25 protein-coding genes are annotated in these 25,712 nt (G+C 58.1%); 7 read left to right on the forward strand and 18 right to left on the reverse strand.

Annotated features, from left to right (window positions below; all coding sequences use genetic code 11):
* Position 1 precedes the first annotated feature (1 nt).
* Genes ASD70_RS22895 through ASD70_RS22910 form a run of 4 tightly spaced genes read left to right on the forward strand, consistent with a single transcriptional unit; the run spans position 2 to position 3,297 of the window.
* A complete protein-coding gene (locus tag ASD70_RS22895) occupies positions 2-1,300 on the forward strand; it encodes a phosphatase PAP2/dual specificity phosphatase family protein (protein ID WP_056847513.1) in 1,299 nt (432 codons plus the stop codon).
* Positions 1,290-1,733, forward strand: coding sequence for a hypothetical protein (locus ASD70_RS22900; RefSeq protein ID WP_056847514.1), 444 nt, complete (start codon positions 1,290-1,292; stop codon positions 1,731-1,733). Before ASD70_RS22895 ends, ASD70_RS22900 begins: the two co-directional genes overlap by 11 nt.
* Positions 1,734-1,742: 9 nt before the next feature.
* Positions 1,743-2,363 (forward strand): lysophospholipid acyltransferase family protein, encoded by a 621-nt coding sequence (locus ASD70_RS22905; RefSeq protein ID WP_046070190.1) that lies wholly within the window; start codon positions 1,743-1,745, stop codon positions 2,361-2,363.
* 1 nt (position 2,364) lies between these two features.
* Positions 2,365-3,297: a phosphatidate cytidylyltransferase gene (locus ASD70_RS22910; RefSeq protein ID WP_043048213.1), complete on the forward strand. Its 933-nt coding sequence runs from the start codon at positions 2,365-2,367 to the stop codon at positions 3,295-3,297.
* A 159-nt stretch (positions 3,298-3,456) separates the two neighbouring features.
* On the opposite strand, the gene ASD70_RS22915 is transcribed toward ASD70_RS22910, so the two are convergent.
* The 17 genes from ASD70_RS22915 to mnmG form a co-directional block, all read right to left on the reverse strand.
* Complete coding sequence (locus ASD70_RS22915) at positions 3,457-3,822, reverse strand: hypothetical protein (RefSeq protein WP_056847515.1); 366 nt, start codon at positions 3,820-3,822, stop codon at positions 3,457-3,459.
* An 84-nt stretch (positions 3,823-3,906) separates the two neighbouring features.
* Entirely contained in the window at positions 3,907-5,739 is a 1,833-nt protein-coding gene (glmS, locus tag ASD70_RS22920; protein WP_056847516.1) for a glutamine--fructose-6-phosphate transaminase (isomerizing), read from the reverse strand.
* 10 nt (positions 5,740-5,749) lie between these two features.
* The gene (locus ASD70_RS22925) at positions 5,750-6,517 is read right to left on the reverse strand and encodes a DeoR/GlpR family DNA-binding transcription regulator (protein WP_005792599.1); all 768 of its coding nucleotides are present in this window, start codon (positions 6,515-6,517) and stop codon (positions 5,750-5,752) included.
* Between the two features lie 218 nt (positions 6,518-6,735).
* Entirely contained in the window at positions 6,736-8,103 is a 1,368-nt protein-coding gene (glmU, locus tag ASD70_RS22930; RefSeq protein ID WP_056847517.1) for a bifunctional UDP-N-acetylglucosamine diphosphorylase/glucosamine-1-phosphate N-acetyltransferase GlmU, read from the reverse strand.
* Between the two features lie 123 nt (positions 8,104-8,226).
* On the reverse strand, positions 8,227-8,643 hold the full coding sequence (locus tag ASD70_RS22935; RefSeq protein WP_003195825.1) for a F0F1 ATP synthase subunit epsilon: 417 nt from the start codon (positions 8,641-8,643) through the stop codon (positions 8,227-8,229).
* Between the two features lie 44 nt (positions 8,644-8,687).
* The gene (gene atpD, locus ASD70_RS22940; protein WP_003195827.1) at positions 8,688-10,064 is read right to left on the reverse strand and encodes a F0F1 ATP synthase subunit beta; all 1,377 of its coding nucleotides are present in this window, start codon (positions 10,062-10,064) and stop codon (positions 8,688-8,690) included.
* Between the two features lie 27 nt (positions 10,065-10,091).
* Positions 10,092-10,952, reverse strand: a complete 861-nt coding sequence (atpG, locus tag ASD70_RS22945; RefSeq protein WP_005792602.1) for a F0F1 ATP synthase subunit gamma — start codon at positions 10,950-10,952, stop codon at positions 10,092-10,094.
* Between the two features lie 50 nt (positions 10,953-11,002).
* Positions 11,003-12,547 carry a F0F1 ATP synthase subunit alpha gene (atpA, locus tag ASD70_RS22950; protein WP_003195831.1) on the reverse strand — a complete coding sequence of 515 codons (1,545 nt, stop codon included), beginning with the start codon at positions 12,545-12,547 and terminating at the stop codon, positions 11,003-11,005.
* 21 nt (positions 12,548-12,568) lie between these two features.
* Positions 12,569-13,105, reverse strand: a complete 537-nt coding sequence (locus tag ASD70_RS22955) for a F0F1 ATP synthase subunit delta (RefSeq protein ID WP_003195833.1) — start codon at positions 13,103-13,105, stop codon at positions 12,569-12,571.
* A gap of 12 nt (positions 13,106-13,117) precedes the next feature.
* On the reverse strand, positions 13,118-13,588 hold the full coding sequence (locus ASD70_RS22960) for a F0F1 ATP synthase subunit B (RefSeq protein WP_046070209.1): 471 nt from the start codon (positions 13,586-13,588) through the stop codon (positions 13,118-13,120).
* A 56-nt stretch (positions 13,589-13,644) separates the two neighbouring features.
* On the reverse strand, positions 13,645-13,902 hold the full coding sequence (atpE, locus tag ASD70_RS22965) for a F0F1 ATP synthase subunit C (RefSeq protein ID WP_002555987.1): 258 nt from the start codon (positions 13,900-13,902) through the stop codon (positions 13,645-13,647).
* Between the two features lie 133 nt (positions 13,903-14,035).
* On the reverse strand, positions 14,036-14,905 hold the full coding sequence (gene atpB / locus ASD70_RS22970) for a F0F1 ATP synthase subunit A (RefSeq protein WP_046070210.1): 870 nt from the start codon (positions 14,903-14,905) through the stop codon (positions 14,036-14,038).
* 16 nt (positions 14,906-14,921) lie between these two features.
* On the reverse strand, positions 14,922-15,329 hold the full coding sequence (locus ASD70_RS22975) for a F0F1 ATP synthase subunit I (protein WP_010565865.1): 408 nt from the start codon (positions 15,327-15,329) through the stop codon (positions 14,922-14,924).
* A 148-nt stretch (positions 15,330-15,477) separates the two neighbouring features.
* The gene (locus ASD70_RS22980) at positions 15,478-16,350 is read right to left on the reverse strand and encodes a ParB/RepB/Spo0J family partition protein (RefSeq protein WP_046070211.1); all 873 of its coding nucleotides are present in this window, start codon (positions 16,348-16,350) and stop codon (positions 15,478-15,480) included.
* A gap of 9 nt (positions 16,351-16,359) precedes the next feature.
* On the reverse strand, positions 16,360-17,157 hold the full coding sequence (locus ASD70_RS22985) for a ParA family protein (RefSeq protein WP_005792605.1): 798 nt from the start codon (positions 17,155-17,157) through the stop codon (positions 16,360-16,362).
* Between the two features lie 18 nt (positions 17,158-17,175).
* On the reverse strand, positions 17,176-17,820 hold the full coding sequence (gene rsmG, locus ASD70_RS22990; protein ID WP_005792606.1) for a 16S rRNA (guanine(527)-N(7))-methyltransferase RsmG: 645 nt from the start codon (positions 17,818-17,820) through the stop codon (positions 17,176-17,178).
* On the reverse strand, positions 17,817-19,709 hold the full coding sequence (gene mnmG, locus ASD70_RS22995) for a tRNA uridine-5-carboxymethylaminomethyl(34) synthesis enzyme MnmG (RefSeq protein ID WP_046072612.1): 1,893 nt from the start codon (positions 19,707-19,709) through the stop codon (positions 17,817-17,819). The genes rsmG and mnmG overlap by 4 nt, the downstream gene beginning before the upstream one ends.
* A 564-nt stretch (positions 19,710-20,273) precedes the next feature.
* On the opposite strand from mnmG, the gene ASD70_RS23000 reads away from it, so the two are divergent.
* From ASD70_RS23000 to ASD70_RS23010, 3 genes are all read left to right on the forward strand, one after another.
* Positions 20,274-20,780, forward strand: coding sequence for a sigma-70 family RNA polymerase sigma factor (locus ASD70_RS23000; RefSeq protein ID WP_056847518.1), 507 nt, complete (start codon positions 20,274-20,276; stop codon positions 20,778-20,780).
* On the forward strand, positions 20,780-21,724 hold the full coding sequence (locus ASD70_RS23005) for a FecR domain-containing protein (RefSeq protein WP_056847519.1): 945 nt from the start codon (positions 20,780-20,782) through the stop codon (positions 21,722-21,724). Before ASD70_RS23000 ends, ASD70_RS23005 begins: the two co-directional genes overlap by 1 nt.
* An 83-nt stretch (positions 21,725-21,807) precedes the next feature.
* Entirely contained in the window at positions 21,808-24,246 is a 2,439-nt protein-coding gene (locus ASD70_RS23010; protein WP_046070214.1) for a TonB-dependent siderophore receptor, read from the forward strand.
* 19 nt (positions 24,247-24,265) lie between these two features.
* On the opposite strand, the gene mnmE is transcribed toward ASD70_RS23010, so the two are convergent.
* Complete coding sequence (gene mnmE / locus ASD70_RS23015; RefSeq protein ID WP_056847520.1) at positions 24,266-25,636, reverse strand: tRNA uridine-5-carboxymethylaminomethyl(34) synthesis GTPase MnmE; 1,371 nt, start codon at positions 25,634-25,636, stop codon at positions 24,266-24,268.
* Between the last annotated feature and the right edge of the window lie 76 nt (positions 25,637-25,712).

Raw genomic sequence — 25,712 nt, forward strand, 5'->3', positions numbered from 1 at the left:
CATGCGCGAACCCGGTCTATTGAAACCAGCGGCCCTCTGGCTGCTGCTATTGGCGCCGCTGTTCTTCAGCACCTATGGCTTCGCCACCTGGGTCACCAGCCAACGCAGCGATGTCGGCATGCTGGTGTTTGGCTGGGAAACCCATATACCGTTCTGGGCCTGGACCATCGTGCCCTACTGGTCCATCGACCTGCTCTACGGCTTCTCCCTGCTGTTACCCAATACACGCCATGAACTGAAACAACATGCACTGCGCCTGCTGAGCGCGCAGGTCATAGCCGTCAGTTGCTTCCTGATCTGGCCACTGCGCTTCACCTTTGAGCGGCCGGAACTGGACGGCGTGTTCGGCTGGCTGTTCGCGGTGCTGGCCGGTTTTGACAAACCCTTCAATCAGGCCCCGTCACTGCATATCGCGCTGCTGGTGATCCTGTGGGTCATGTATCAGCGGCACACCCGGGGTTTCTGGCGTTGGGTAGTGCATGGCTGGTTCACCCTGATCGGTCTCTCGGTGCTGACCACTTATCAACATCACTTTATCGACTTACCCACAGGCGCCCTCGCAGGGTGGTTGTGCGTGTGGTTATGGCCTGTGGAACACCCGAGCCCATTGGTGAATGCGCGACTGACGCGGGATCCCCAACGCTGGCGGCTGGGAGTGCGCTATGGGCTGGGTGCATTAATACTGGCGGTGCTTGCCTTCGTGCTCGGCGACGGCTGGCTGTGGCTGCTGTGGCCGGCGGTGTCCCTGGCGTTGATCAAGGCCAACTACCTCGTGCTAGGCGCGTCAGGCTTTCAAAAACGCGAAGATGGCCGTCTTACTCCCGCCGCGCGCTGGCTATATGCACCCTATCTAGCTGGTGCGTGGATCAATTCGCGCCTGTGGACACGCAAACATCCACAGCCCGACCTGATTGTGGATAACGTCTGGCTCGGACGCATCCCCACATCGCGCCAGCAAGGTTCATTCAAGGCCATTGTCGATCTGTGCGCCGAACTGCCGATTAATCCACAGGGCGGCGCGTATGCCTGCGTGCCAGTGCTTGACCTGATCGCACCGACACCCGACGAATGCATCAAAGCCGCGCACGCTATCGAGCAACTGCGCCAGCACGGGCCCTTGCTGGTGTGCTGTGCCCTCGGTTACTCCCGCAGCGCTACCGCCGTTGCCGCCTGGCTGCTGAACACAGGGCGCGCCGCCACGCTAGATCAAGCGCTGGCTATCATTCGTACAGCACGGGCCAATGTGGTCCTGCACCCCGCACATCGTGAAGCTTTGGAGGGTCTGCCCCATGCCCGCTGATATGGAACTCCAGGTGGTCGCCAGCCTGCTGCGCCGTGGCCGCTCACTGGATCAGTTATCCACAGGCCTGACGCTGCTCGGCGTACTGTTCGGCCTTGCCCAGCTATTGTTGGCCAGTATCTCGACGATCTGCCTGCTGCTGGCCCTGTGGATGATCGTACTGGGCCTGCTGCAAAAATACTGGGCATTACGCGTGGCCCTCGACGCCGACCTGTTTGCCCTGCTCGCCCGCGACACCGCACGTACACCGGACCTCGACCAGGCCCTGCAAACCCTTGGCCTGCAATCACCTAAACGGGCCGGCCGGCCCTGGAGTGAACGCCGTCGTGGCGCGCTCAAACTGTTGCGCAAACAAGCCTGGCTGCTGGGCGCGCAAGCGCTGCTGACCCTGGGCGTCATCCTCGCCAGCCCTTGGCTGCCTTTCGCCGGATAAGGAATCCCCATGTTCGAACCCGTGGTCGCCACGCTGATTACCTCCATGGCCCGCACCGTCACCGGCGCTCGCAGCCTGTGGCTGGGGTGCGCTCCGGTGCCGGTGCAACGCATCTATTTCGCCAACCACAGCAGCCACGGCGACTTCGTGCTGGTATGGGCGTCGCTGCCGCAGAACCTGCGCAAGTTCACGCGCCCGGTGGCGGGCAGTGATTACTGGAACAAGAGCGCCCTGCGCCGCTACATCATCAACCGTGTGTTCAATGGCGTGCTGATCGACCGCGAGCGCAGGGAGCCTGTGGATAACCCTTTGCAACCCATGCTCGCTGCGCTGGAAGGCGGTGACTCGCTGATTATTTTTCCGGAAGGCACGCGCAATCTGGAGGATGGCTTGCTGCCCTTCAAGAGCGGTTTGTACCACTTGGCAAAAAGTTACCCACAGGCCGAACTGGTGCCCGTGTGGATAGCCAACCTTAACCGGGTCATGCCCAAGGGCCGAGTGCTGCCACTGCCCTTGTTATGCACAACCAGCTTCGGTGCTCCCCTGCAATTGGAAGAGGGCGAAGACAAAGCCGCATTCCTTGCCCGTACCCGCGACGCCCTGCTCGCCCTTGCCCCGGAGCATTCCTGAAATGGATAGCCAAACCCTGATGTTATTCGGTGGCATCGGCGCGATTCTGGTCATCGCCTCGCTGATCGGCCTGATCCTCAAGCTGCGCACCCGTGGCAGCCCCAATGCCGTGATCGACAACCTCAACGCCCGCATCAACGCCTGGTGGGTGATGGTGGTGGTGATCGGCATCGCCTTCTGGCTCGGCACCGGCGCGGTGATCCTGTTGTTCTATGCCGTGTCGTTCTACGCCCTGCGAGAATTCCTCACCCTCACCCCAACCCGGCGCAGCGACTACCCGGCCCTGGTGGCCGCGTTCTACCTCGCGCTGCCGCTGCAATATGTGCTGATCTACGCCGACTGGTATGGGCTGTTCTCGATCTTCATCCCGGTGTACGTGTTTTTGCTGCTACCGATCCTCGCCTCCCTTGGGGGCGACAGCACACACTTCCTGGAACGCGCCTCGAAGGTGCAATGGGGGCTGATGATCGCGGTGTTCTGCGTGTCCTTCGTCCCAGCCCTGCTGACGCTGGACATCCCCGGGTACGAAGGCCGCAACCTGTTGCTGATCGCCTACCTGGTGATCGTGGTGCAACTGTCAGACGTATTGCAGTACGTATGCGGCAAGCTGTTCGGCAAACACAAGATCGCGCCCAATCTGTCACCGTCGAAAACCGTGGAAGGGTTCGTAGGCGGAATTCTGCTGTCATCCCTGATCGGCGCGGCGCTGTGGTGGACCACACCGTTTAATCCCTGGCAGTCGTTCCTGATTGCGCTGTTGATCAACTTGCTGGGCTTTGCCGGTGGGATTGTGATGTCAGCGATCAAGCGTGACCGCGGCGTAAAAGACTGGGGACATATGATCGAAGGGCACGGCGGGATGCTGGATCGGCTGGATTCGGTGTGCTTCGCGGCGCCGATCTTTTTCCATCTTGTGCGTTACTGGTGGACGTGATGGTTGACCAGAGCACCAGCCCTCGAGACTGACAAAGAACAAAATGTGGGAGGGGGCTTGCTCCCGATTACGGTGGACCAGTCAAGGTATCTGATGCCTGTCACACCGCTATCGGGAGCAGCCCCCTCCCACCTTGGTTCTTGTGTGCTTTCAAGACCATTAGGCAGTGATCTCGACGTAGCGGGACTCCCCGCCTCCTGTCGCACCCGATAGCCAGCCCCAATCAAAACTCAGCGTTGTGCGCCCGTCACGATCCACGCCTACCGTGCCACGTGACCACCCCGCGAGCAGTTCCCCTTCAAGGGTCACGCATTGATAAAGCAGCTCGATGGTATCTGTACCGGTCACCCGCCCGACCTGCGTGCCCAGGCGAATCCGGCCACCTTGGTAGGTGCTTGAAATGACGCCATCTTCAACTTGGTAGTGAAATACTGTCCCCGTGCCGGACAGCCCTTGAGTATTGTTCGCGACCGCAAAACGGCGGTTATGCAAACGTGCTTGAACGGTCGCTGATGGGCTTTGCATATTGGCATCCTTGAGTGGAGCGAATTCAAAACCATAAAAAAGGGGCTGTTAAAAACAGCCCCTCTTCAGGTACGCGAGAAAGCCTTACTCCACCGTCACCGACTTCGCCAGGTTACGCGGCTGGTCAACGTCAGTGCCTTTGAGCACGGCAACGTAGTACGACAGCAACTGCAGCGGGATTGTGTAGAGGATCGGCGACAGGGTGTCGTGAATGTGCGGCATGTTGATCACGTGGGTGCCTTCACCATTGGTCATGCCTGCCTTCTCATCTGCGAAGACGATCAGTTGGCCGCCACGGGCGCGTACTTCCTGCAGGTTGGACTTGAGCTTCTCCAGCAGTTCGTTGTTTGGCGCCACGGTAACCACTGGCATATCGTCATCCACCAGGGCCAATGGGCCGTGTTTCAGCTCACCGGCCGGATAGGCTTCGGCGTGGATGTACGAGATTTCCTTGAGTTTCAGCGAGCCTTCCATCGCCACCGGGTATTGCGCGCCACGGCCCAGGAACAGGGTGTGGTTCTTGTCAGCGAACAGCTCGGCGACTTTTTCCACGGTGCTGTCCATGGCCAGGGCTTCGCCAAGGCGGGTTGGCAGGCGGCGCAGTTCTTCCACCAGAGTGGCTTCGACGCCGTCGGCGAGGGTGCCGCGTACTTGGCCCAGGGACAGGGTCAGCAGCAGCAGGCCCACCAGTTGAGTCGTGAAGGCTTTGGTGGAGGCTACGCCGATTTCGCGACCGGCTTGGGTCAGCAGGGTCAGGTCGGATTCACGTACCAGGGAGCTGATGCTGACGTTGCAGATTGCCAGGCTGCCGAGGAAGCCCAGTTCCTTGGCATTGCGCAGGGCGGCCAGGGTGTCGGCGGTTTCGCCGGACTGGGAGATGGTCACGAACAAGGTGTCGGGCTGCACCACCACCTTGCGGTAGCGGAATTCGCTGGCCACTTCGACTTGGCAAGGAATGCCGGCCAGTTCTTCGAGCCAGTAACGGGCAACCATGCCAGCGTGGTAGCTGGTGCCGCAGGCCACGATCTGCACATTGCGCACCTTGGCGAACAACTCGGCGGCTTGCGGGCCGAAGGCGTTGACCAACACTTGATTCTGGCTCAGGCGACCTTCCAGGGTGCGTTGCACCACAGACGGCTGCTCGTGGATTTCCTTGAGCATGAAGTGGCGGAACTCGCCCTTGTCAGCGGCTTCGGCACCGTCGCGGTATTGCACGGCTTCGCGCTCGACGGACTGGCCGTTAACGTCCCAGATCTGCACGCTTTCACGACGGATGTCGGCAATATCGCCTTCTTCCAGATACATGAAGCGGTCGGTCACTTGGCGCAGGGCCAGTTGGTCGGAGGCGAGGAAGTTCTCGCCCAGCCCCAGGCCGATCACCAGCGGGCTGCCACTGCGTGCAGCAACCAGGCGATCAGGCTGGCTGGCGCTGATCACGGCCAGGCCGTAGGCGCCATGCAGTTCCTTGACCGTGGCCTTGAGGGCGGTGGTCAGATCGCTGTGGTCCTTGAGCTTGTGGTTGAGCAGGTGGGCGATGACTTCGGTGTCGGTGTCCGAGGTGAACACATAACCCAGGCCCTTGAGTTGTTCGCGCAGCACTTCGTGGTTTTCGATAATGCCGTTGTGCACCACCGCCAGGTCACCGGAGAAGTGTGGGTGAGCGTTACGCTCGCATGGCGCACCGTGGGTTGCCCAACGGGTGTGGGCAATGCCCAGGCGGCCTACGAGCGGCTCGCCGGCCAAGGCCTGGTCCAACTCGCTCACCTTGCCCGGCCGGCGCATGCGCTCCAGCTTGCCGGCATTGGTGAAAACCGCCACGCCAGCGCTGTCATAACCGCGGTACTCGAGGCGCTTGAGGCCCTCGATAAGGATGGCAGTAACGTTACGTTCGGCGACTGCGCCAACAATTCCACACATGGTATTTCTCCTAGATGACGGCCGCGCATATCAGCGTAATGCCGCGGGCTTGGATCTGGTCGCGGGCCTCAAGCGGCAGGCGATCATCGGTAATAAGGGTATGGACGCTGCTCCAGGGCAGTTCCAGGTTGGGAATCTTGCGGCCGATCTTGTCGGACTCGACCATCACTACGACTTCACGGGCGACCTCGGCCATGACGCGGCTCAGGCCCAGGAGTTCGTTGAAGGTGGTAGTGCCGCGCTGCAGATCGATGCCATCGGCACCGATAAAGAGCTGATCAAAATCATAGGAGCGCAGCACCTGCTCGGCGACCTGGCCCTGGAACGAGTCCGAATGCGGGTCCCAGGTGCCGCCCGTCATCAACAACACCGGTTCGTGTTCCAGTTCGCTCAGGGCGCGGGCCACGTTCAGGGAGTTGGTCATCACTACCAGGCCGGGCTGATGGCCCAGTTCGGGGATCATGGCGGCGGTTGTGCTGCCGCTGTCGATGATGATGCGTGCGTGTTCGCGCAAACGCACCACTGCCGCACGCGCGATGGCGCGCTTGTAAGCCGAGATGGGTTGTGCGGCGTCGCCTACGAGCTCCTGGGGCATCGTGATTGCGCCACCGTAGCGACGCAGGAGCAGGCCATTGCTTTCGAGGGCGGCTAGATCCTTGCGGATGGTTACTTCCGAAGTTTCGAAACGCTTGGCCAATTCGTCCACACTGACTTCGCCCTGCTCATTGAGCAGAGTGAGGATATTGTGGCGTCGTTGAGGTGTATTTCGTTTCGACATGGTGATGATAAGTTTCGTTTCGAAAGATAACGAAGGCAATCAAAACCTATTGGCGAAAGATCGTCAAGTGAGATCTCTAAATAATGCAGGCAAAATGTGGGAGGGGGCTTGCTCCCGATGGCGGTGTGTCAGCCAATGTATATGTGACTGAACCACCGCTATCGGGGGCAAGCCCCCTCCCACATTGGAGTTTTGCTGCTGGCGAGGCTGTGGATAACTCAGGTTTTCTTGATTTTCACCGGGCGCTTCCAACCGTCGATGTTGCGTTGACGGGCGCGGGCGACGGCCAGCTGCGACTTATCCACATCCTGGTTGATGGTGGAACCTGCCGCGGTGTTTGAACCATCACCTATGGTGACCGGCGCAATCAACGAGTTGTTGGAGCCGATGAATACATCCTCACCGATAGTCGTCTGGTACTTGTTGGCGCCGTCGTAGTTGCAGGTAATGGCACCGGCGCCGATGTTGCTGCGGGCACCGATCACTGCATCACCGAGGTAAGCCAAGTGGCCGGCCTTCGCGTCGTCACCCATTTTCGCGTTTTTCAGCTCGACGAAATTGCCAACGTGCGCTCTCAAGCCCATCACTGTACCCGGACGCAACCGTGCAAACGGCCCCGCATCGCTACCCTCGCCCATCACGGCACCGTCGATATGGCTGTTAGCCTTGACCACCACGCCTTTGCGCAAGGTGCTGTCCTTGATCACGCAGTTCGGGCCGATGACCACGTTGTCTTCAATGATCACGCGGCCTTCGAGGATCACGTTGATATCGATCAGCACGTCGCGACCCACCGTCACTTCGCCACGCACATCGAAACGCGCCGGGTCACGCAGGGTCACCCCCTGGGCCATCAGGCGCAGACCTTCGCGCAGTTGGTAGTGACGCTCCAGCTCTGCGAGCTGCTTGCGGTCGTTGGCGCCCTGCACTTCCATCGGGTCGTGGGGCTGCTCGGTGGCGACCAGCAGGCCGTCACTCACCGCCATTTCGATCACATCGGTGAGGTAGTACTCGCCCTGGGCGTTGTTGTTGGACAGACGGCTCATCCAGTCGCCCAGCTTATCGGCAGGCACGGCAAGAATGCCCGTGTTGCCTTCAGTAATGGCGCGCTGGGCTTCGCTGGCATCCCTATGCTCGACGATAGCGGCAACCTTGCCGTCGGCATTACGCACGATGCGGCCGTAACCGGTAGGGTCGCCCAGCTCAACGGTGAGCAGGCCCATCTGTCCAGGCACGACATGCTTGAGCAGACGTTGCAGGGTTTCGACTTCGATCAGCGGTACGTCGCCATATAGGATCAGCACGGTATCAGCTGTGATGAAGGGTACAGCCTGCGCAGTGGCGTGGCCGGTGCCGAGTTGTTTGTCTTGTAGAACGAAATTCAAGTCGTCTGCGGCGAGGCGTTCACGCACCACATCGGCACCGTGGCCGATCACCACGTGAATGCGCTGCGGGTCCAGCTGGCGGGCGCTGTGGATAACATGGCCCAGCATGGAATTGCCGGCAACCGGGTGCAGCACCTTGGGCAGGGCCGAACGCATGCGAGTGCCCTGGCCTGCGGCGAGAATGACGATTTCAAGAGACATGAATGGCTACCAATCCTGGGCGGTCCGGGTTCAGACCAAAGAAGTGTTTTGCAAAAAAAGAAAAAGGGTAGCCGAGGCTACCCTTTTTAATCAATCACACATGAAGCGTAACGGCATGGCCGCTTACTTCTTGCGGATCTGCTGGAGCGTGCGCAGCTGGGCTGCAGCTTCGGCCAGACGAACTGCAGCAGCGCTGTAGTCGAAGTCTGCGCCTTTTTCGTTCAGCGCCTTCTCGGCAGCCTTGACGGCTTCCTGAGCGGAGGCTTCATCCAGGTCGCCAGCACGTTGCACGGTGTCGGCAAGTACCTTGACCATGTTCGGCTGAACCTCGAGGAAACCACCGGAGATGTAAAACACCTCACGTTCCCCGCCTTGCTTGGTCAGAGTGATCGGACCTGGCTTCAAGCTGGTAATCAACGGAGCGTGACCCATGGCGATACCAAGATCACCCAAGTCACCGTGCGCTGTTACAAACTCGACCAGACCGGAGAAGATTTCCCCTTCCGCGCTGACGATATCGCAATGGACTGTCATAGCCATCTGATTGCCTCAACCTGATGAGCGCCCGTTGCCGGGCGCCTGGATTACAGTTTCTTGGCTTTCTCGATCGCTTCTTCGATGCCGCCGACCATGTAGAACGCTTGTTCTGGCAGGTGGTCGTAGTCACCGTTGAGGATGCCTTTGAAGCCAGCAATGGTGTCTTTCAGGGAAACGTATTTACCCGAGGCACCGGTGAAGACTTCAGCCACGAAGAACGGCTGCGACAAGAAACGCTGGATCTTACGAGCACGGTTTACCAACTGTTTGTCGGCTTCCGACAGCTCGTCCATACCCAGGATCGCAATGATGTCCTTCAGTTCTTTGTAGCGCTGCAGCACGTACTGAACGCCGCGAGCGGTGTCGTAGTGCTCCTGGCCGATCACGTTCGGGTCCAGCTGGCGCGAAGTCGAGTCGAGTGGATCGACCGCTGGGTAGATACCCAGGGAAGCGATGTCACGGGACAGAACGACGGTGGCGTCCAAGTGGGCGAAGGTGGTGGCTGGCGACGGGTCGGTCAAGTCATCCGCAGGTACGTATACCGCTTGGATCGAGGTGATCGAACCTTCCTTGGTCGAAGTGATACGTTCTTGCAGAACGCCCATCTCTTCAGCCAGGGTCGGCTGGTAACCTACTGCCGAAGGCATACGGCCCAGCAGTGCGGATACTTCAGTACCGGCCAGGGTGTAACGGTAGATGTTGTCGACGAACAGCAGAACGTCGTTACCTTCGTCACGGAACTTCTCGGCCATGGTCAGGCCAGTCAGGGCTACGCGCAGACGGTTTCCCGGCGGCTCGTTCATCTGACCGTAAACCAGTGCCACTTTGTCCAGAACGTTGGAGTCCTTCATCTCGTGGTAGAAGTCGTTACCCTCACGGGTACGCTCACCCACACCGGCGAACACGGAATAACCGCTGTGCTCGATGGCGATGTTACGGATCAGTTCCATCATGTTTACGGTCTTGCCTACACCGGCACCACCGAACAGACCGACTTTACCGCCCTTGGCGAACGGGCAAACCAGGTCGATAACCTTGATACCGGTTTCCAGCAGGTCGTTGCCGCCTGCTTGCTCGGCGAACGAAGGCGCGGCGCGGTGAATGCCCCAGCGCTCTTCGGTGGCAATCGGGCCAGCTTCGTCGATCGGGTTGCCCAGTACGTCCATGATCCGGCCCAGGGTCGCTTTACCGACCGGTACGGAGATGGCAGCGCCAGTGTCGACAACGTCCAGACCGCGCTTCAAGCCTTCGGTAGAACCCATCGCAATGGTACGAACTACGCCGTCGCCCAGCTGCTGCTGGACTTCCAGGGTAGTTTCCGCGCCTTGTACTTTCAGCGCGTTGTAGATGCTCGGTACGCTGTCGCGTGGAAATTCCACGTCGATAACGGCGCCGATGATTTGAACGATACGTCCGCTACTCATAGCTGGATCCTCTGAATATTTGAACCGTTAAACCGCGGCAGCGCCGCCGACGATTTCCGAGATCTCTTGGGTGATCGCAGCCTGACGCGCCTTGTTGTAGATCAGCTGCAAATCGCTGATCAGATCACCGGCGTTATCGGTAGCGTTTTTCATCGCGATCATCCGCGCCGCTTGTTCAGCTGCGTTGTTCTCGACCACCGCCTGGTACACCTGCGACTCCACGTAGCGCACCATCAAGCCATCAAGCAGCTCTTTGGCGTCTGGTTCGTAGAGGTAGTCCCAGTGGTGCTTGAGTTCCTGATCCGGGGTCGCCACCAGTGGAATCAATTGCTCCACAGTTGGCTGCTGGGTCATGGTGTTGATGAACTTGTTGGATACCACGGACAGGCGGTCAATCCGGCCTTCCAGGTACGCATCCAGCATCACCTTCACACTGCCGATCAAATCATTGATCGACGGCTCTTCACCCAGGTGGCTGATAGCTGCAACGACGTTACCGCCGAAGTTACGGAAAAAGGCCGCACCCTTGCTACCCACAACACACAGATCGATCTCGACGCCGTTTTCGCGGTTTACCGCCATGTCCTTGACCAGGGCCTTGAACAGGTTGGTATTCAGACCACCACACAAACCACGGTCACTGCTCACTACCACATAACCTGCACGCTTGACGGCGCGCTCGATCATGAACGGGTGGCGGTATTCCGGGTTGGCGTTGGCCAGATGCCCAATTACCTGGCGGATACGCTCCGCATAAGGACGGCTAGCAGCCATGCGCATTTGTGCCTTGCGCATTTTGCTTACCGCCACTTTTTCCATGGCGCTGGTAATTTTTTGCGTGCTTTTGATGCTCGCAATCTTACTGCGAATCTCTTTTGCGCCTGCCATGTAACACCTATCAGGTTAGCAAGCGGGAGCCTTGCGGCTCCCGCTGCGGCTTACCAGGTTTGGGTGGCCTTGAACTTCTCGATACCGGCTTTCATGCCAGCGTCGATATCGTCATTGAAGTCACCCTTCACGTTGATCTTCGCCATCAATTCGGCGTGATCGCGGTTGAAGTAAGCAATCAGCGCTTGTTCAAAGCTGCCGACCTTGGCGATTTCAACGTCGGTCAGGAACCCACGCTCAGCGGCATACAGCGACAACGCCATGTCAGCGATCGACATCGGGGCGTATTGCTTCTGCTTCATCAGCTCGGTAACGCGCTGACCATGCTCAAGTTGCTTACGGGTCGCTTCGTCCAGGTCAGAAGCGAACTGGGCGAATGCCGCCAGTTCACGGTACTGAGCCAGAGCGGTACGGATACCACCGGAGAGCTTCTTGATGATCTTGGTCTGAGCGGCACCACCCACACGGGATACCGAAACACCGGCGTTCACAGCAGGACGAATCCCGGAGTTGAACATGGCCGATTCCAGGAAGATCTGACCGTCGGTGATGGAAATCACGTTGGTCGGAACGAACGCGGAAACGTCGCCAGCCTGGGTTTCAATGATCGGCAGTGCGGTCAGGGAACCGGTTTTGCCGGTCACTGCGCCGTTGGTGAACTTCTCTACGTACTCTTCCGAAACGCGGGATGCGCGCTCCAGCAGACGGGAGTGGAGATAGAACACGTCGCCTGGGTAAGCTTCACGGCCTGGTGGACGGCGCAGCAGCAGGGAAATCTGGCGGTAAGCCACTGCCTGCTTGGACAGATCGTCATAAACGATCAGCGCGTCTTCACCGCGGTCGCGGAAGAATTCACCCATGGTGCAACCGGAGTACGGTGCCAGGAATTGCAGCGCAGGAGATTCCGAAGCACTGGCAGCCACGATGATCGTGTTGGCCAGGGCGCCGTTTTCTTCCAGCTTGCGAACCACGTTGGCGATGGTCGATTGCTTCTGACCAATGGCTACGTAGACGCAGAAAATGCCGCTGTCTTTCTGGTTGATGATCGCGTCGATCGCCAGGGCGGTTTTACCGATCTGACGGTCACCGATGATCAGCTCACGCTGGCCACGGCCGACCGGGATCATGGCATCGACAGCCTTGTAGCCAGTCTGTACAGGCTGGTCTACCGACTTACGCCAGATCACGCCTGGAGCAACTTTCTCGACCGCGTCGGTCTCGGTGTTGCCCAGTGGACCTTTGCCGTCAACTGGATTACCCAGTGCGTCGACTACACGACCCAGCAGTTCCTTACCAACCGGAACTTCCAGGATGCGGCCGGTGCACTTGGCGCTCATGCCTTCAGCCAGACTGGTGTACGCGCCCAATACAACGGCACCTACGGAGTCTTGCTCCAGGTTGAGGGCCATACCGTAGACGCCGCCCGGAAACTCGATCATCTCGCCGTACATGACGTCGGCCAGACCGTGAATCCGCACGATGCCGTCAGATACGCTGACGACAGTGCCTTCGTTACGGGCTTGGGAGGTCACATCGAGCTTGTCGATGCGGCCCTTGATAATTTCACTTATTTCGGAAGGATTGAGTTGCTGCATTGCTCTGCTGCCCCTTCAAACTCAAGATTTCAATGCTTCGGCAAGTTTCGCGATTTTGCCGCGAATCGAGCCATCGATAACCAGGTCGCCGGCACGGATAACGACACCACCAATCAGGGATGCGTCCTCCGAAGCTTGCAGGCGCACTTCCCGATTGAGTCGTGCACTGAGAACCTTGGCGAGTTTGTCTTGCTGTTCTTGGTTCAATGCGAAAGCACTGGTCACTTCAACGTCTACCGATTTCTCTGCTTCGGCCTTGTACAGGTCGAACAGAGCGGCGATCTCCGGCAATAACGGGAGACGGTCGTTTTCGGCAATGACGTGAATGAAGTTCTGCACCTTCACATCAAACTTGTCGCCGCACACTTCAATAAAAGTGGCGGCCTTGTCTGCGCTCGTCAGGCGCGGGGCCTTGAGCACGCGCTGCATGGTGTCGTCTTGCGACACTGCTGCAGCCAGGCCGAGCATGGCTGACCAAGAGGCCAGCTGCTGGTGGGCCTGGGCGTGCTCGAAGGCTGCCTTAGCATAAGGTCGGGCCAACGTGGTCAGTTCTGCCATGATCGCCCTCGCTTAAATTTCAGCAGCCAGTTTGTCAACCAGCTCCGCGTGCGCGTTTTGATCGATTGTGGCACCAAGGATCTTCTCCGCGCCGCCGACCGCCAGGGCACCCAGTTGGGCACGCAGCGCGTCTTTGACACCGTTCAGTTCCTGTTCGATCTCGGCATGAGCCGAAGCCTTAACACGGTCAGCTTCGACGCGGGCTTTTTCAACAGCCTCTTCGACGATCTGGTTACCGCGTTTCTTGGCTTGCTCAATGATTTCAGCTGCCTGTGCTTTAGCTTCGCGCAGTTGAAGACCCACTTTCTCTTGGGCCAACTCCAAGTCGCGAGCTGCACGGCTGGCAGCGTCCAAACCATCCGCGATCTTCTTCTGACGTTCGTGCAAAGCCGCGATGACCGGAGGCCACACGAACTTCATGCAAAACACTACAAAAATGAAGAACGCAACGGATTGGCCAATCAGGGTTGCATTAATGTTCACGCCAACACCTCGCTCATTCGTTGTCCATCACCCCAATCACTCGAAAAGTCGAGTGATTAGCCAGCGAGTTGACCAACGAAGGGGTTCGCGAAGGTGAAGAACAGTGCGATACCAACGCCGATCATGGTCACGGCGTCGAGCAGGCCGGCGACGATGAACATTTTAACTTGCAGCATTGGGACCATTTCTGGCTGACGCGCTGCGCCTTCCAGGAATTTGCCGCCCAGCAGGCCGAAACCAATGGCAGTACCCAGGGCGCCCAGGCCGATCAACAGTGCAACAGCGATAGCGGTTAGACCAACTACAGTTTCCATCTTTCCTCCCGACTTTTACGTCGTATGGTTTAGGTTTTTTAGATTTTAAAGCGGTAAAACAAATCGTTTCATAGCCCTGGTGGGCCACCTTCCCGTTTGACCGGGAAGGACATCAGACTAGTCGAGACTGGTCTTAATGGTTCTCTTCGTGCGCCATCGACAGGTAGACAATGGTCAGCATCATGAAGATGAAGGCCTGCAGGGTAATGATCAGGATGTGGAACACAGCCCACGCCCACTGCAGAACTACGCCCAGGCCGCTAAGCCAGAGCAGGCCGCTGCCGAACATCACAGCGATCAGGATGAACACCAGCTCGCCGGCATACATGTTGCCGAACAGTCGCAGGGCCAGGGAGATCGGCTTGGCGACCAGGGTCACGAATTCCAGCAGGAAGTTCACCGGAATCAGCAGGGCTTGAACGAAAATGTTCTTGCTGCCGAACGGGTGCAGGGTCAGTTCGCCGATGAAGCCGCCGATACCCTTGACCTTGATGCTGTAGAAAATGATCAACGCGAACACCGACAGGGCCATGCCCAGGGTGGCGTTCGGGTCAGTGGTCGACACGGCGCGGAATGGAATGTGCGCATCGCCGGAGATCAGGATGGCCAACTGAGGAATCCAGTCCACCGGGATCAGGTCGACGGCGTTCATCAGGAACACCCATACGAAGATGGTCAGTGCCAGCGGTGCGATCACCGGGCTACGGCCATGGAAGCTGTCTTTCACGCTGCCATCGACGAATTCGACCAGTACTTCAACGAAGTTCTGCAAGGCACCTGGCTGACCGGAGGTCGCCTTCTTTGCCGCCATGCGGAAAATCAGGACGAAGATCAGACCCAATGCGACCGACCAACCCAGAGTATCCAGGTGGAAAGCCCAGAAACCCATTTCTTTGGCCTCTGCTGCGGTGTGGGCAAAGCCCCAGCCGCCGTTGGGAAGCTGACCGAAGGTCAGGTTCTGCAAGTGGTGCTGGATATAGCCCGAAGCGGTTGTTTCTGCCATGGTTGCCTCAAACGCCCTAAGGTTTCGAAAGTCTTGTTTTCATTAGCAGGGGAGCGAACCAGCTGACCAGTTGGGTCAACACGAAGACGCCGAATACAGCCAGCGGCGCCAATGGCTTCACACCTGCAAAGGTCAGTGCAAACAGCACTGCCGTCAAAATCAGTTTCCCCGCCTCGCCGGCATAAAAAGACCGGACGATAGCCTGGGCTGCTCGGGCGCCGGAAAACCGAAAGGCCCTGTGAGCGAAATACATATTGGGCAGCAAGGCTATCAGGCCTCCGCAGAGTCCTGAATATCCGGCTACGACTCCATGCCAATACCAAAGCGCCAAAGCGGCGATCAGCAGAATGACAAATTGAGCCAATAAAACCGGGAAAACAGCCAAGCGATGGAACGGCAACGTGTTTGGCGTGCGGGTTTCCATCACTCTTGCTCCTCAATGGTCGGCTGCCGGAAATCAATAACTTGGCATAATTTGTGCCGACAAAATGCGCGCAGAGTATAGGGGCGGTTCTGCCCCTATTCAACTGTCGGGTAGTGATTTCCGATCACACGCTACATAAGCAAATGTTTCAGCGGATGTGGGCAAGGACGCCCTGCAGCTCATCGAGAGAGTTATATCCGATGACCAATTGCCCTTTGCCCTTCTTGCCGTGACGAATTTGCACCGCAGAGCCCAGGCGCTCGGCCAGGCGCTGCTCGAGTCGTGCGATATCCGGATCAGGTTTGGCCGCTTCGACCGGTGCAGGTTTGCCGCTGAGCCACTGGCGAACCAGGGCTTCGGTCTGACGTACAGTCAGACCTCGTGCGACAACGTGTCGCGCCCCTTCAACCTGTTGATTTTCCGGCAAACCGAGCAAAGCACGGGCGTGGCCCATTTCCAGGTCTCCGTGGGACAACATGGTCTTGATGACTTCCGGCAGTGCGATCAGGCGCAGCAAGTTGGACACGGTGACGCGGGATTTCCCCACCGCGTCGGCCACTTGTTGCTGGGTCAGCTGGAATTCGTGCTGCAAACGCTGCAACGCAATCGCTTCTTCGATCGGGTTGAGGTCTTCGCGCTGGATATTCTCAATCAACGCCATGGCGATGGCGGTTTCATCCGACACATCGCGCACCATCGCCGGGATGGTGTCCTTGCCGGCCTGTTGGCTGGCGCGCCAGCGACGTTCACCGGCGATGATCTCAAAGCGGCCAGCGCCAATCGGGCGCACCACAATCGGTTGCATCACGCCCTGGGCCTTGATCGAGTTAGCCAGTTCTTCCAGCGCCTGGGGATCCATGTCCCGCCGTGGCTGGTATTTGCCGCGCTGGATCAGGTCCAGGGGCAGGTGCTGCAGCTCGCGCTCGTCGGCCTGCACCGCTTGCTCTTCAAGCGATGTGACGGTCGGACCACTCAGCAGTGCATCCAGTCCACGTCCGAGACCTCGTTTCTTGACGGCCATGGGGATTCCTTAAGTTGGCTGGGCGGCAGCGGTGCGTGAATTGCGGCGTTGACGGCGAACCATCTCGCCGGCCAGCGCCAGGTAGGCAATGGCACCACGCGAGGACTTGTCGTACGCAAGCGCAGGCATGCCATAGCTTGGCGCTTCAGCCAGGCGGATGTTGCGTGGGATGACGGTGTCGTACAACTGGTCGCCAAAATGTTCCTTGAGCTGCGCCGACACATCGTTCATCAGGCTCAGACGCGGATCGTACATGGTCCGCAGCAGGCCTTCGACTTTCAGGTTCGGGTTGAGCAACTCGGCGATACGCTTGATGTTATCCACAAGGTCGCTCAAGCCTTCGAGGGCGAAGTACTCGCACTGCATTGGGATAATCACCCCATCAGCGGCCACCAGGGCGTTGAGCGTGAGCATCGACAGCGACGGTGGGCAGTCGATCAGAATGTAGTCGTAATTCTCTCGAATGGGCGCCAGGGCGCTACGCAGACGGCTTTCCTTCATCTGCATTTCCAGCAGCACCACTTCCGCCGCGGTCAAATCGCGGTTGGCTGGCAGCAGTTGGTAACCACCATGCTCGGAATAGTGCATGGCCTGCGCCAGGTCGCATTCGCCAATCAGCAAATCATAGACCGAGTTTTCCAGGCCGTGTTTATCCACACCGCTACCCATGGTGGCGTTGCCCTGTGGATCGAGATCGATCAACAGCACCCGACGCTTGGTGGCGACCAGGGATGCTGCGAGGTTGATACAGGTGGTGGTCTTACCCACGCCACCTTTCTGGTTCGCAATCGCGAATACCTTAGCCATTCTTGCTTGTGTTCCCAATCATGCCGTGCGGCGCAGTATCAGCAGATGGCGTTGGCCTTGGCAACCGGGTACGGCCAAGGCGTGTTCGCTATCGAGGTGGAAGTCTGCCGGCAATGCTAACAGCTCGTCGCTTGGATGGACGCCCTTCATTGCCAGCCAGCGGGTGTCACGGTCGCCGAGATGGCGGGTCCAGTTGCTGAAATTCTCCATGCTGCTGAACGCTCGGGACACAATGCCGTTGAAAGGCTGTTCAGGCGTGAAGGCCTCCACGCGGCTGTGGATAACCTGCAGGTTATCCAGCTTGAGTTCGAGTTTGACCTGGGTCAGGAAGCGGGTTTTCTTGCCGTTGCTGTCCAGGCAGGTCACTTGAGACTCGGGAAACAGGATCGCCAATGGAATGCCAGGCATCCCGCCGCCACTGCCGACGTCGAGCCAGCGGCCGTTTTCGATGAACGGCATCACGCTGAGGCTGTCGAGCAGATGCCGTGACACCATCTCATCTGGATCACGCACAGCGGTGAGGTTGTAAGCCTTGTTCCATTTGATCAACAGGGCCAGATAGCTCAGCAATAACTCTTGCTGGGCTTCGGTGAGGGCCACACCCAACTGGCGCGCTCCTGTGGATAACTCTTCGGCGTGTTGCGAGGTGACCAACGAACTCAAGCGCTTTGCTCCAACTGACGGCCCGCGCCGCGTTTTTTCAAATGAATCATCAACAGCGAAATGGCTGCAGGAGTGACGCCTGGAATGCGTGAAGCCTGGCCAAGTGTTTCCGGCCGAGTTATCCCCAGCTTGCTTTGAATTTCTTTCGACAGCCCGGAAATCCCGGTGTAGTCGATATCCACAGGCAGCTTGGTATCTTCACTGGCGCGCAGGCGAGCGATTTCGTCCTGCTGGCGATCAATGTAACCGGCGTACTTGGTCTTGATCTCGACCTGTTCGGCAACCTGTGGATCTTCCGCGCCCTGGCCTGTTACTTCGACCAAGCCAGCGTAGTCGATTTCCGGACGGGACAGCAGGTTCAGCAGGTTGTACTCATGGGTCAGAGGCGTGCCGAATTTTTCCGCAATCGCATCGCCTTGTTCGGTGCCCGGGCGAACCCAGGTACTTTTCAGGCGTTGCTCTTCGAGCGTGATGCTTTCGCGTTTCTTGCAGAACGCAGCCCAACGCGCGTCATCAACCAGGCCCAATTCACGACCTTTTTCGGTCAAGCGCAGGTCCGCGTTGTCCTCGCGCAGGATCAGGCGGTATTCGGCCCGGGAAGTGAACATCCGGTACGGTTCCTGGGTACCGAGGGTAATCAGGTCGTCGACCAATACACCGATATAGGCTTCATCGCGACGCGGGCACCAGCTGTCTTTGCCTTGTGCGCGCAATGCAGCGTTGGTTCCGGCCAGCAAACCCTGGGCCCCGGCTTCTTCGTAACCGGTGGTGCCATTGATTTGCCCGGCAAAGAACAAGCCGCCAATTACCTTGGTTTCCAGGCTGTATTTCAAGTCACGCGGGTCGAAGTAATCGTACTCAATGGCGTAGCCCGGCCGCACGATGTGCGCATTTTCCATACCGCGGATCGACTGCACGATCTGGATTTGCACGTCGAACGGCAAGGAAGTGGAAATCCCGTTCGGGTACAGCTCATGCGTGGTCAGGCCTTCGGGCTCGATGAAGACCTGGTGGCTTTCCTTGTCGGCAAAGCGGTGGATCTTGTCTTCGATCGACGGGCAATAACGCGGGCCAATGCCTTCGATCACCCCGGAATACATTGGCGAACGGTCGAGGTTCGCGGCAATGATTTCGTGGGTCCGTGCGTTCGTGTGGGTAATCCAGCAACTGACCTGCTTCGGATGCTGCTCCTTGGAGCCCATGAACGACATGACCGGAATCGGCGTGTCACCGGCTTGCTCGGTCATCACCGAGAAATCCACAGAACGCCCGTCAATACGTGGCGGGGTCCCGGTTTTCAGGCGACCAACTCGCAGAGGCAATTCACGCAAGCGTTTTGCCAGGGCGATCGACGGCGGATCACCGGCGCGACCACCGGAATAGTTCTGCATGCCAATGTGGATAAGCCCACCGAGGAAGGTACCGGTGGTCAGCACGACGGATTCTGCGAAGAAACGCAGGCCCATTTGGGTGACCACGCCTTTCACGACGTCCTGTTCGACGATCAGATCATCGGCGGCTTGCTGAAATATCCACAGGTTCGGCTGGTTTTCCAGGGTTTCACGTACGGCCGCCTTGTACAGGATGCGGTCAGCTTGAGCCCGGGTTGCACGCACCGCCGGGCCTTTGCGGCTGTTGAGTACGCGAAATTGAATACCACCTTTGTCGGTAGCCATGGCCATCACGCCGCCAAGGGCGTCGATTTCCTTGACCAGGTGGCTTTTGCCAATCCCGCCGATAGCGGGGTTGCAACTCATGGCACCGAGGGTTTCCACGTTGTGCGTGAGCAACAGGGTTTTTACGCCCATGCGTGCTGACGCCAGTGCTGCCTCGGTACCGGCATGACCGCCGCCGATGACGATCACTTCAAAACGGGAAGGGAAATCCACCACGCACCTCGTGCCTGCTTATGTAGGTAATCAGGAATTGTTTGTTGAAAGAGTTTTGGAGCTTTGGCGGCAAGTATAGGGACTTCGCCCTTCCTAAAGAACCCTTTGCACAAAATTTAACCAGCTGTGGATAATCACAGGCAATAGAGATTAAAAGAGAGAAATTTATTAAATCTTTGTTTTTATGTTTATTTCTACTGAGCTACTTTTCTGTGGATAGATTTCCACAGGCCTTTATTTTCAATGTGTACAGAGCTTCAAAAGTCTGTGGTCATGTGCCAATGAGGCCCTTGGATAAGTGCTTTAAGCCTGTGGATTAAACAGGTTGTTATCCACAGAGGGTTTTTTGCTCAGGTTTCAGGCCCTGTTATCAACTGGGCACAAGGGCGGTTATTCACAGGGCTTAATCCACAGAAAACCGCAGATCCGCTGGTATTTCCTCCTGCACGAAGGCAGCCGCATCCTTTACCCGGGGTGGTGAGTGCTTCAAAAAGAGATCTATTGTGAGAAAACGGCTGGGCAGTTAATAATAGCGATTATCATTAACCTGCCTTGTCATACCCTATGTCCCTTCCATCACACACGGCTGCGGTCCAGAACATCTATGAGCAACACCATTCCTGGTTGCATGGGTGGCTCAAAGGTAAGTTGCATAACGCCTGCGATGCGGCCGATGTTGCGCACGATACGTTCGTGCGTATTCTGGGTGGGCGACATGCAGCGCAGATCATTGAGCCGCGGGACTATCTGGCGACCATCGCCAGGGGCCTGGTGATTGATCGTTACCGTCGACACGCCATTGAGCAGGCCTACAAGCAAACCGTGGCTGAACGTCCTGAAGCCAACGCCATCAGCGAAGAAGACAAGGCCATCATCATTGAGACCCTGGTGGCTGTGGATAAAGCCTTGGCCACACTCGGCGAGCGAGCACGGCGAATCTTTATGCTGTCGCAGCTCGAGGGGCTGACTTATCAACAGATCGCAGATCAGCTGCAGGTCTCACTGACCACAGTGAAGAAGCACATGATCCGTGCATTGACTGAATGTTCGCTGATCGTGGCCAGCCTGTAATGGCGGTCCCCGATCGCAAGACCTTCGAAGCCGCTGCCAGCTGGTATGTACAGTTCCAGTCCCAGACACCTACAGCCGCTGACCGCCTGGCCTGGCAACAATGGCTGAACGGCGATCCGTCCCACCAGGCTGCGTGGGACCAGATGGAGCAATTGCAGCGCAGCCTTGGCGCGCTGCCCCAGGATTTAACCCGCCGTGCATTGTCGACCACGCAACAACGGCGCCAAGTACTGAAGTGGATGCTGGTGTTGGGCAGTACCGGCTATCTAGGCTGGAATGTTCAGCAACGCACGCCCCTGGCCCATGTATGGGCTGATTACCGGACTTCCGTGGGTGAGCGCCGGCGTGTCGAACTGGCTGACGGTACGCGGGTTGATCTTAATACCAGCACCGCTATTGACGTGGTTTTTGATGGGCGCCAGCGCTTGATCCGTTTGCGCGAAGGTGAAGTACTTATCCACACCGGCAAGTTCGGCGGGCAAACGCCTTTTTATGTCGAAACCCTTCAAGGCCGGGTCCAGGCATTGGGTACTCGGTTCAGCGTGCGCCAGTTGCCAGGCTCCACACGTGTCGGCGTCCTGGAGGATCGGGTGAGCGTGTATCCAGGTGACCAGCCCAACCACGCGCGGCTGCTCGGTGCCGGTGAGAGCGCTGACTTTGATCGCCAAAACGTGGGTCCCAACACGAGTTATCGCGGCTCCCAGGCTGCCTGGGTCGATGGGCAGTTAATCGTATTGGATGCTCGCCTCGCAGAGGTGATGGACGAACTCGCCCGCTATCGCCCAGGTGTCCTGAAATACGATTCGGCTTCGGCGCGCTTGCCTATCTCCGGCACGTTCCGACTGGATTCAACCGATGCAGTACTGGCTAACCTACAGGCAACCCTGCCGATTCAGGTGAAGTACTTCACGCGCTATTGGGTTTCAGTGACGCGAATCGGTTAAAAAATTCGCACACGGGGGTTATCTTTTTTTCACCTGATGCGGCCCTACAGGTAATCACGACCACCTTCAGGGCTTACCCACCTATGCGCCTCCCCACCAAGCTCCGCTTGCGACTTTCCTGCCACGGTATGATGTACGGCCTGCTGCTCGGTACCGCAAACATCGCCAGTGCCTTGCTTGCCCCTGGCGCCATGGCCGCCAATGGGGTGCAGCACTTCGTCATCGCGGCTGGCCCGCTGGACAATGCCTTGAGTCAATTCGCTGCCAGAGCGAATGTGATTCTGTCTTTCTCGCCTCAGCAAACCGCGCAGCTGACTACAGCAGGGCTGGAAGGCGATTATTCTGTGGAACAAGGCTTTGCGCTGTTGCTGCAGAACTCGGGGCTACAAGTGCTATCCCAGGCGCCAGGCAGTTATGTTCTGCAGGCCATTCCCGCAGGGCAACTAGTGCTCGCCCCTACCACGGTCAGCGGTTATCAACAGGCAGGGTTCAACCAAGACATCGCCGGGGATGTGGGCTACAAGGCGCAAAACAGTCGCATCGGTACCAAAACCAGCACGCCTTTGTCCGAAACGCCACGCTCGGTATCGGTCGTCACCGGCCAGCGCATAAAGGACCAGAAGTCGCAAACCCTGACTGAAGTGTTGGGGTATGTGCCGGGAATCTTCGCGCCACCTTTTGCCGCCGGTGACGGCCTGGCAGGCGACCTGTTCTTTATTCGCGGCTTTAATGCCACGGATTACGGCTACGGCCTTCTGCGAGATGGGCTACGGGTACAAGGCAATCGCTACGATACGACCAGTGAGCCTTATGGCTTGGAACGCGTCGAAATCTTTCGCGGCCCCTCGTCCCTGCTCTACGGTGAGAACGCGCCTGGCGGCTTGGTGAATCTGGTGAGCAAACACCCCACCGCCACCCCGCAAGGTGAGGTGCAAGTGGGGTATGGCTCGAATAATCGGCGTCAATTGGGTGTGGATATCTCGGGTCCGCTGAACGACAGCGACAACATCCTTGGGCGCGTGGTGATGCTCGGCCGCAAATCCGACACGCAAACTGACCATGTTCCAGATGATCGCCTGTATATCGCGCCCTCCCTGACCCTGAATTTCGACGATTACAACAACCTGACCTTGTTGGCCAATTACCAAAAAGACCACACTAATCTCGAGCTAGGCCTACCCGCCGCCGGCACCTTGCTTACCAACCCCAATGGCAAACTGTCCAAGCACACCATGCTCGGCAACCCGGACTGGAATACGTTCGAACGTGAAGCCTGGAGCACTGGCTACGAGTTCAGCCATAGTTTCAACGACGATTGGCAGTTCCGCCAGAACTCACGCTATATGCAGTCGCGCATCAACCGCCATGAAACCTGGCCTGGCGCGCTGAATAACCGTGGCTTCGGTACTCAGTTGAACATGACTGCCTATGACCGCTACAACAAGTCGATGGTCTATTCCCTGGATAACCAGGTGGAAGGCAAATTCCAGCTCGGTGGTCTCGACAATACTGTGCTCCTCGGCGCCAGCTACGACCGCACCTCGTTCAATCAGGATTGGGACGCTGGCTCTGCCGGCACCATCAATGTGTATAACCCCGTCTACCTGCGTGATCCACTGACCCCGATTGCCGTGCAAAACACCTTGCTCGAACAACAGATGAAAGGCGTCTATGCACAAATCCAGAGCAAGTACGACCATTGGCTGTTCCTGCTCGGAGGCCGCCAGGACTGGGTGGACAGTCATTTCCGTGACAAGGTCAACAAGGCCAGCAATACCGACGCCGAGGACCGCAAGTTCACTTACCAGGGCGGGGTGATGTACCAGTTCGACAACGGTCTGACGCCGTATGTCAGCTATTCCACCGCCTTCGTTCCCGTGCAGCAAATCTCCAACGCCGGTTCACCCTTGAAGCCGATCACCAGTAGCCAGTACGAAGTGGGGGTGAAGTACGAGCCGATCGGCTGGGATACCGCGATGACCCTGTCGTTGTATGACTTGCGCAAGCAAGACGATACCTACCTGGACGCCACCACCAACAGCTACCGCCAGGTGGGCGAGAGCCGGGCCAAGGGTGTAGAAGTCGAGGTGAACAGCAATCTCACGCCCAATCTCAATGTGACGGCGGCTTACACCTATACGGACGCTCGAATTACCAAGGATTCGGCTACCTCACTGGTCGAGGGGCACCAGATGACGGGAGTGCCGCGCAACCAGGCCTCGATCTGGGGCAAGTACCGTTTCCTCGATGGCCAACTCAAGGGCTTATCCCTGGGTGGCGGTGTGCGTTATTTCGACAGTACCTTTTCTTACACCGCACCTACGCTATACGGGAAGTTGGACGCAGGTAGCGTCACCTTGGTGGACGCAGCGGTTGGCTATCAGATCGATAAACACTGGTCAGTCGACCTGAACGCCAAGAACCTGTTCGATAAGGAATATGTAGCCGGCTGCAACGACGCCGGCCGTTGCTACTGGGGGGACAGCCGTACCCTGCTCGGCACGGTGTCGTACAACTGGTAGAGGCCTGTGGATAACCAGGCTATTTGCCGATACAGAAACTGGAAAAGATCCGCCCCAACAAATCATCGGAGCTGAATGCGCCGGTGATTTCCCCCAAGAGCTGCTGCGCCTGACGCAGATCCTCTGCCAGCAGCTCTCCCGCCCCCGCTAGGGTCAGCTGCGCACGACCGTGTTCCAACGCCGCGCTCGCATGGCGCAACGCCTCCAAATGCCTGCGGCGTGCACTGAAGCTGCTTTCCGAGGTCTGTTCGTAGCCCATGCAGGCCTTGAGGTGCTCACGCAGCAATTCCAGGCCCTCACCTGCCGATTTGGCGCTCAAGCTGATCGTGACATGCCCTTCCTCACTGGTTTCTAGGGCGATTGCTTCACCTGTCAGGTCGGCCTTGTTACGAATCAGAGTGACTTTGGCCGGGTCCGGGCGTTGCTCGAGGAATTCAGGCCACAGTGCAAAAGGATCCACAGCTTCCGGTGCTGTGGCATCAACTACCAGCAACACCCGATCTGCTTCGCTGATAGCCTTGAGCGCACGCTCCACGCCGATTTTTTCCACTTGGTCATCGGTGTCGCGTAAGCCGGCGGTGTCGACCACGTGCAGCGGCATGCCGTCGATGTGGATATGTTCGCGCAGGATATCCCGGGTAGTGCCGGCAATCTCGGTGACAATCGCCGCCTCGCGTCCTGCCAAGGCATTGAGCAGGCTGGATTTACCGGCATTGGGCCGGCCGGCAATCACCACTGTCATCCCATCGCGCAACAGCGCACCCTGCCCTGCTTCACGCAACACTGTGGATAATTCCTCGCGGACTTTATCCAACATGGCTAAGACGTGGCCATCCGCGAGGAAGTCGATTTCTTCTTCCGGAAAATCAATTGCCGCTTCGACGTAAATACGCAGACTGATCAGTTGCTCGGTCAAGTTATGCACACGCAGGGAAAAAGCTCCCTGTAACGAGCGTAATGCATTGCGCGCAGCCTGGGCAGAACTGGCTTCGATCAAATCGGCGATCGCTTCGGCCTGGGCGAGGTCGAGCTTATCGTTCAAAAACGCGCGTTCGCTGAACTCCCCAGGTCGCGCCAAGCGGCAACCCAGTTGCAGGCAACGCTGCAAGAGCATATCCAGCACGACAGGGCCGCCATGGCCCTGTAACTCCAGAACGTCTTCTCCGGTGAAGGAGTTCGGCCCAGGGAAGTAGATAGCCAGCCCTTCATCCAATACGCTTTGGTCGGCATCCAGGAACTGGCCGTAATGGGCATAGCGGGGTTTCAGCTCTCGGCCATTGATAGCCTTGGCTGCTACACCCGCAAGCGGCCCGGAAATTCGAACGATACCCACACCGCCTCGACCTTGAGCGGTAGCCACAGCAGCGATGGTTTCACGGGGAGCACTCATCAGCAGGTTCCAGAACAAAAGTGACGGAAAGCAAAACGCCCCACTAGGGGGCGTCTTGAGTGGTTACCCACAGAGT

The organism is Pseudomonas sp. Root569, assembly GCF_001427465.1.
In the GTDB taxonomy this organism is placed as follows: Bacteria; Pseudomonadota; Gammaproteobacteria; order Pseudomonadales; family Pseudomonadaceae; genus Aquipseudomonas; species Aquipseudomonas synxantha.

Bases quoted from the DNA above. Each gene is read 5' to 3' on its own strand.
- ASD70_RS22895 (WP_056847513.1), top strand. From the start codon at position 2: ATGCGCGAACCCGGTCTATTGAAACCAGCGGCCCTCTGGCTGCTGCTA.
- ASD70_RS22900 (WP_056847514.1), top strand. From the start codon at position 1,290: ATGCCCGCTGATATGGAACTCCAGGTGGTCGCCAGCCTGCTGCGCCGT.
- ASD70_RS22905 (WP_046070190.1), top strand. From the start codon at position 1,743: ATGTTCGAACCCGTGGTCGCCACGCTGATTACCTCCATGGCCCGCACC.
- ASD70_RS22910 (WP_043048213.1), top strand. From the start codon at position 2,365: ATGGATAGCCAAACCCTGATGTTATTCGGTGGCATCGGCGCGATTCTG.
- ASD70_RS22915 (WP_056847515.1), bottom strand. From the start codon at position 3,822: ATGCAAAGCCCATCAGCGACCGTTCAAGCACGTTTGCATAACCGCCGT.
- glmS (WP_056847516.1), bottom strand. From the start codon at position 5,739: ATGTGTGGAATTGTTGGCGCAGTCGCCGAACGTAACGTTACTGCCATC.
- ASD70_RS22925 (WP_005792599.1), bottom strand. From the start codon at position 6,517: ATGTCGAAACGAAATACACCTCAACGACGCCACAATATCCTCACTCTG.
- glmU (WP_056847517.1), bottom strand. From the start codon at position 8,103: ATGTCTCTTGAAATCGTCATTCTCGCCGCAGGCCAGGGCACTCGCATG.
- ASD70_RS22935 (WP_003195825.1), bottom strand. From the start codon at position 8,643: ATGGCTATGACAGTCCATTGCGATATCGTCAGCGCGGAAGGGGAAATC.
- atpD (WP_003195827.1), bottom strand. From the start codon at position 10,064: ATGAGTAGCGGACGTATCGTTCAAATCATCGGCGCCGTTATCGACGTG.
- atpG (WP_005792602.1), bottom strand. From the start codon at position 10,952: ATGGCAGGCGCAAAAGAGATTCGCAGTAAGATTGCGAGCATCAAAAGC.
- atpA (WP_003195831.1), bottom strand. From the start codon at position 12,547: ATGCAGCAACTCAATCCTTCCGAAATAAGTGAAATTATCAAGGGCCGC.
- ASD70_RS22955 (WP_003195833.1), bottom strand. From the start codon at position 13,105: ATGGCAGAACTGACCACGTTGGCCCGACCTTATGCTAAGGCAGCCTTC.
- atpE (WP_002555987.1), bottom strand. From the start codon at position 13,902: ATGGAAACTGTAGTTGGTCTAACCGCTATCGCTGTTGCACTGTTGATC.
- atpB (WP_046070210.1), bottom strand. From the start codon at position 14,905: ATGGCAGAAACAACCGCTTCGGGCTATATCCAGCACCACTTGCAGAAC.
- ASD70_RS22975 (WP_010565865.1), bottom strand. From the start codon at position 15,329: ATGGAAACCCGCACGCCAAACACGTTGCCGTTCCATCGCTTGGCTGTT.
- ASD70_RS22980 (WP_046070211.1), bottom strand. From the start codon at position 16,350: ATGGCCGTCAAGAAACGAGGTCTCGGACGTGGACTGGATGCACTGCTG.
- ASD70_RS22985 (WP_005792605.1), bottom strand. From the start codon at position 17,157: ATGGCTAAGGTATTCGCGATTGCGAACCAGAAAGGTGGCGTGGGTAAG.
- ASD70_RS23000 (WP_056847518.1), top strand. From the start codon at position 20,274: ATGTCCCTTCCATCACACACGGCTGCGGTCCAGAACATCTATGAGCAA.
- ASD70_RS23005 (WP_056847519.1), top strand. From the start codon at position 20,780: ATGGCGGTCCCCGATCGCAAGACCTTCGAAGCCGCTGCCAGCTGGTAT.
- ASD70_RS23010 (WP_046070214.1), top strand. From the start codon at position 21,808: ATGCGCCTCCCCACCAAGCTCCGCTTGCGACTTTCCTGCCACGGTATG.
- mnmE (WP_056847520.1), bottom strand. From the start codon at position 25,636: ATGAGTGCTCCCCGTGAAACCATCGCTGCTGTGGCTACCGCTCAAGGT.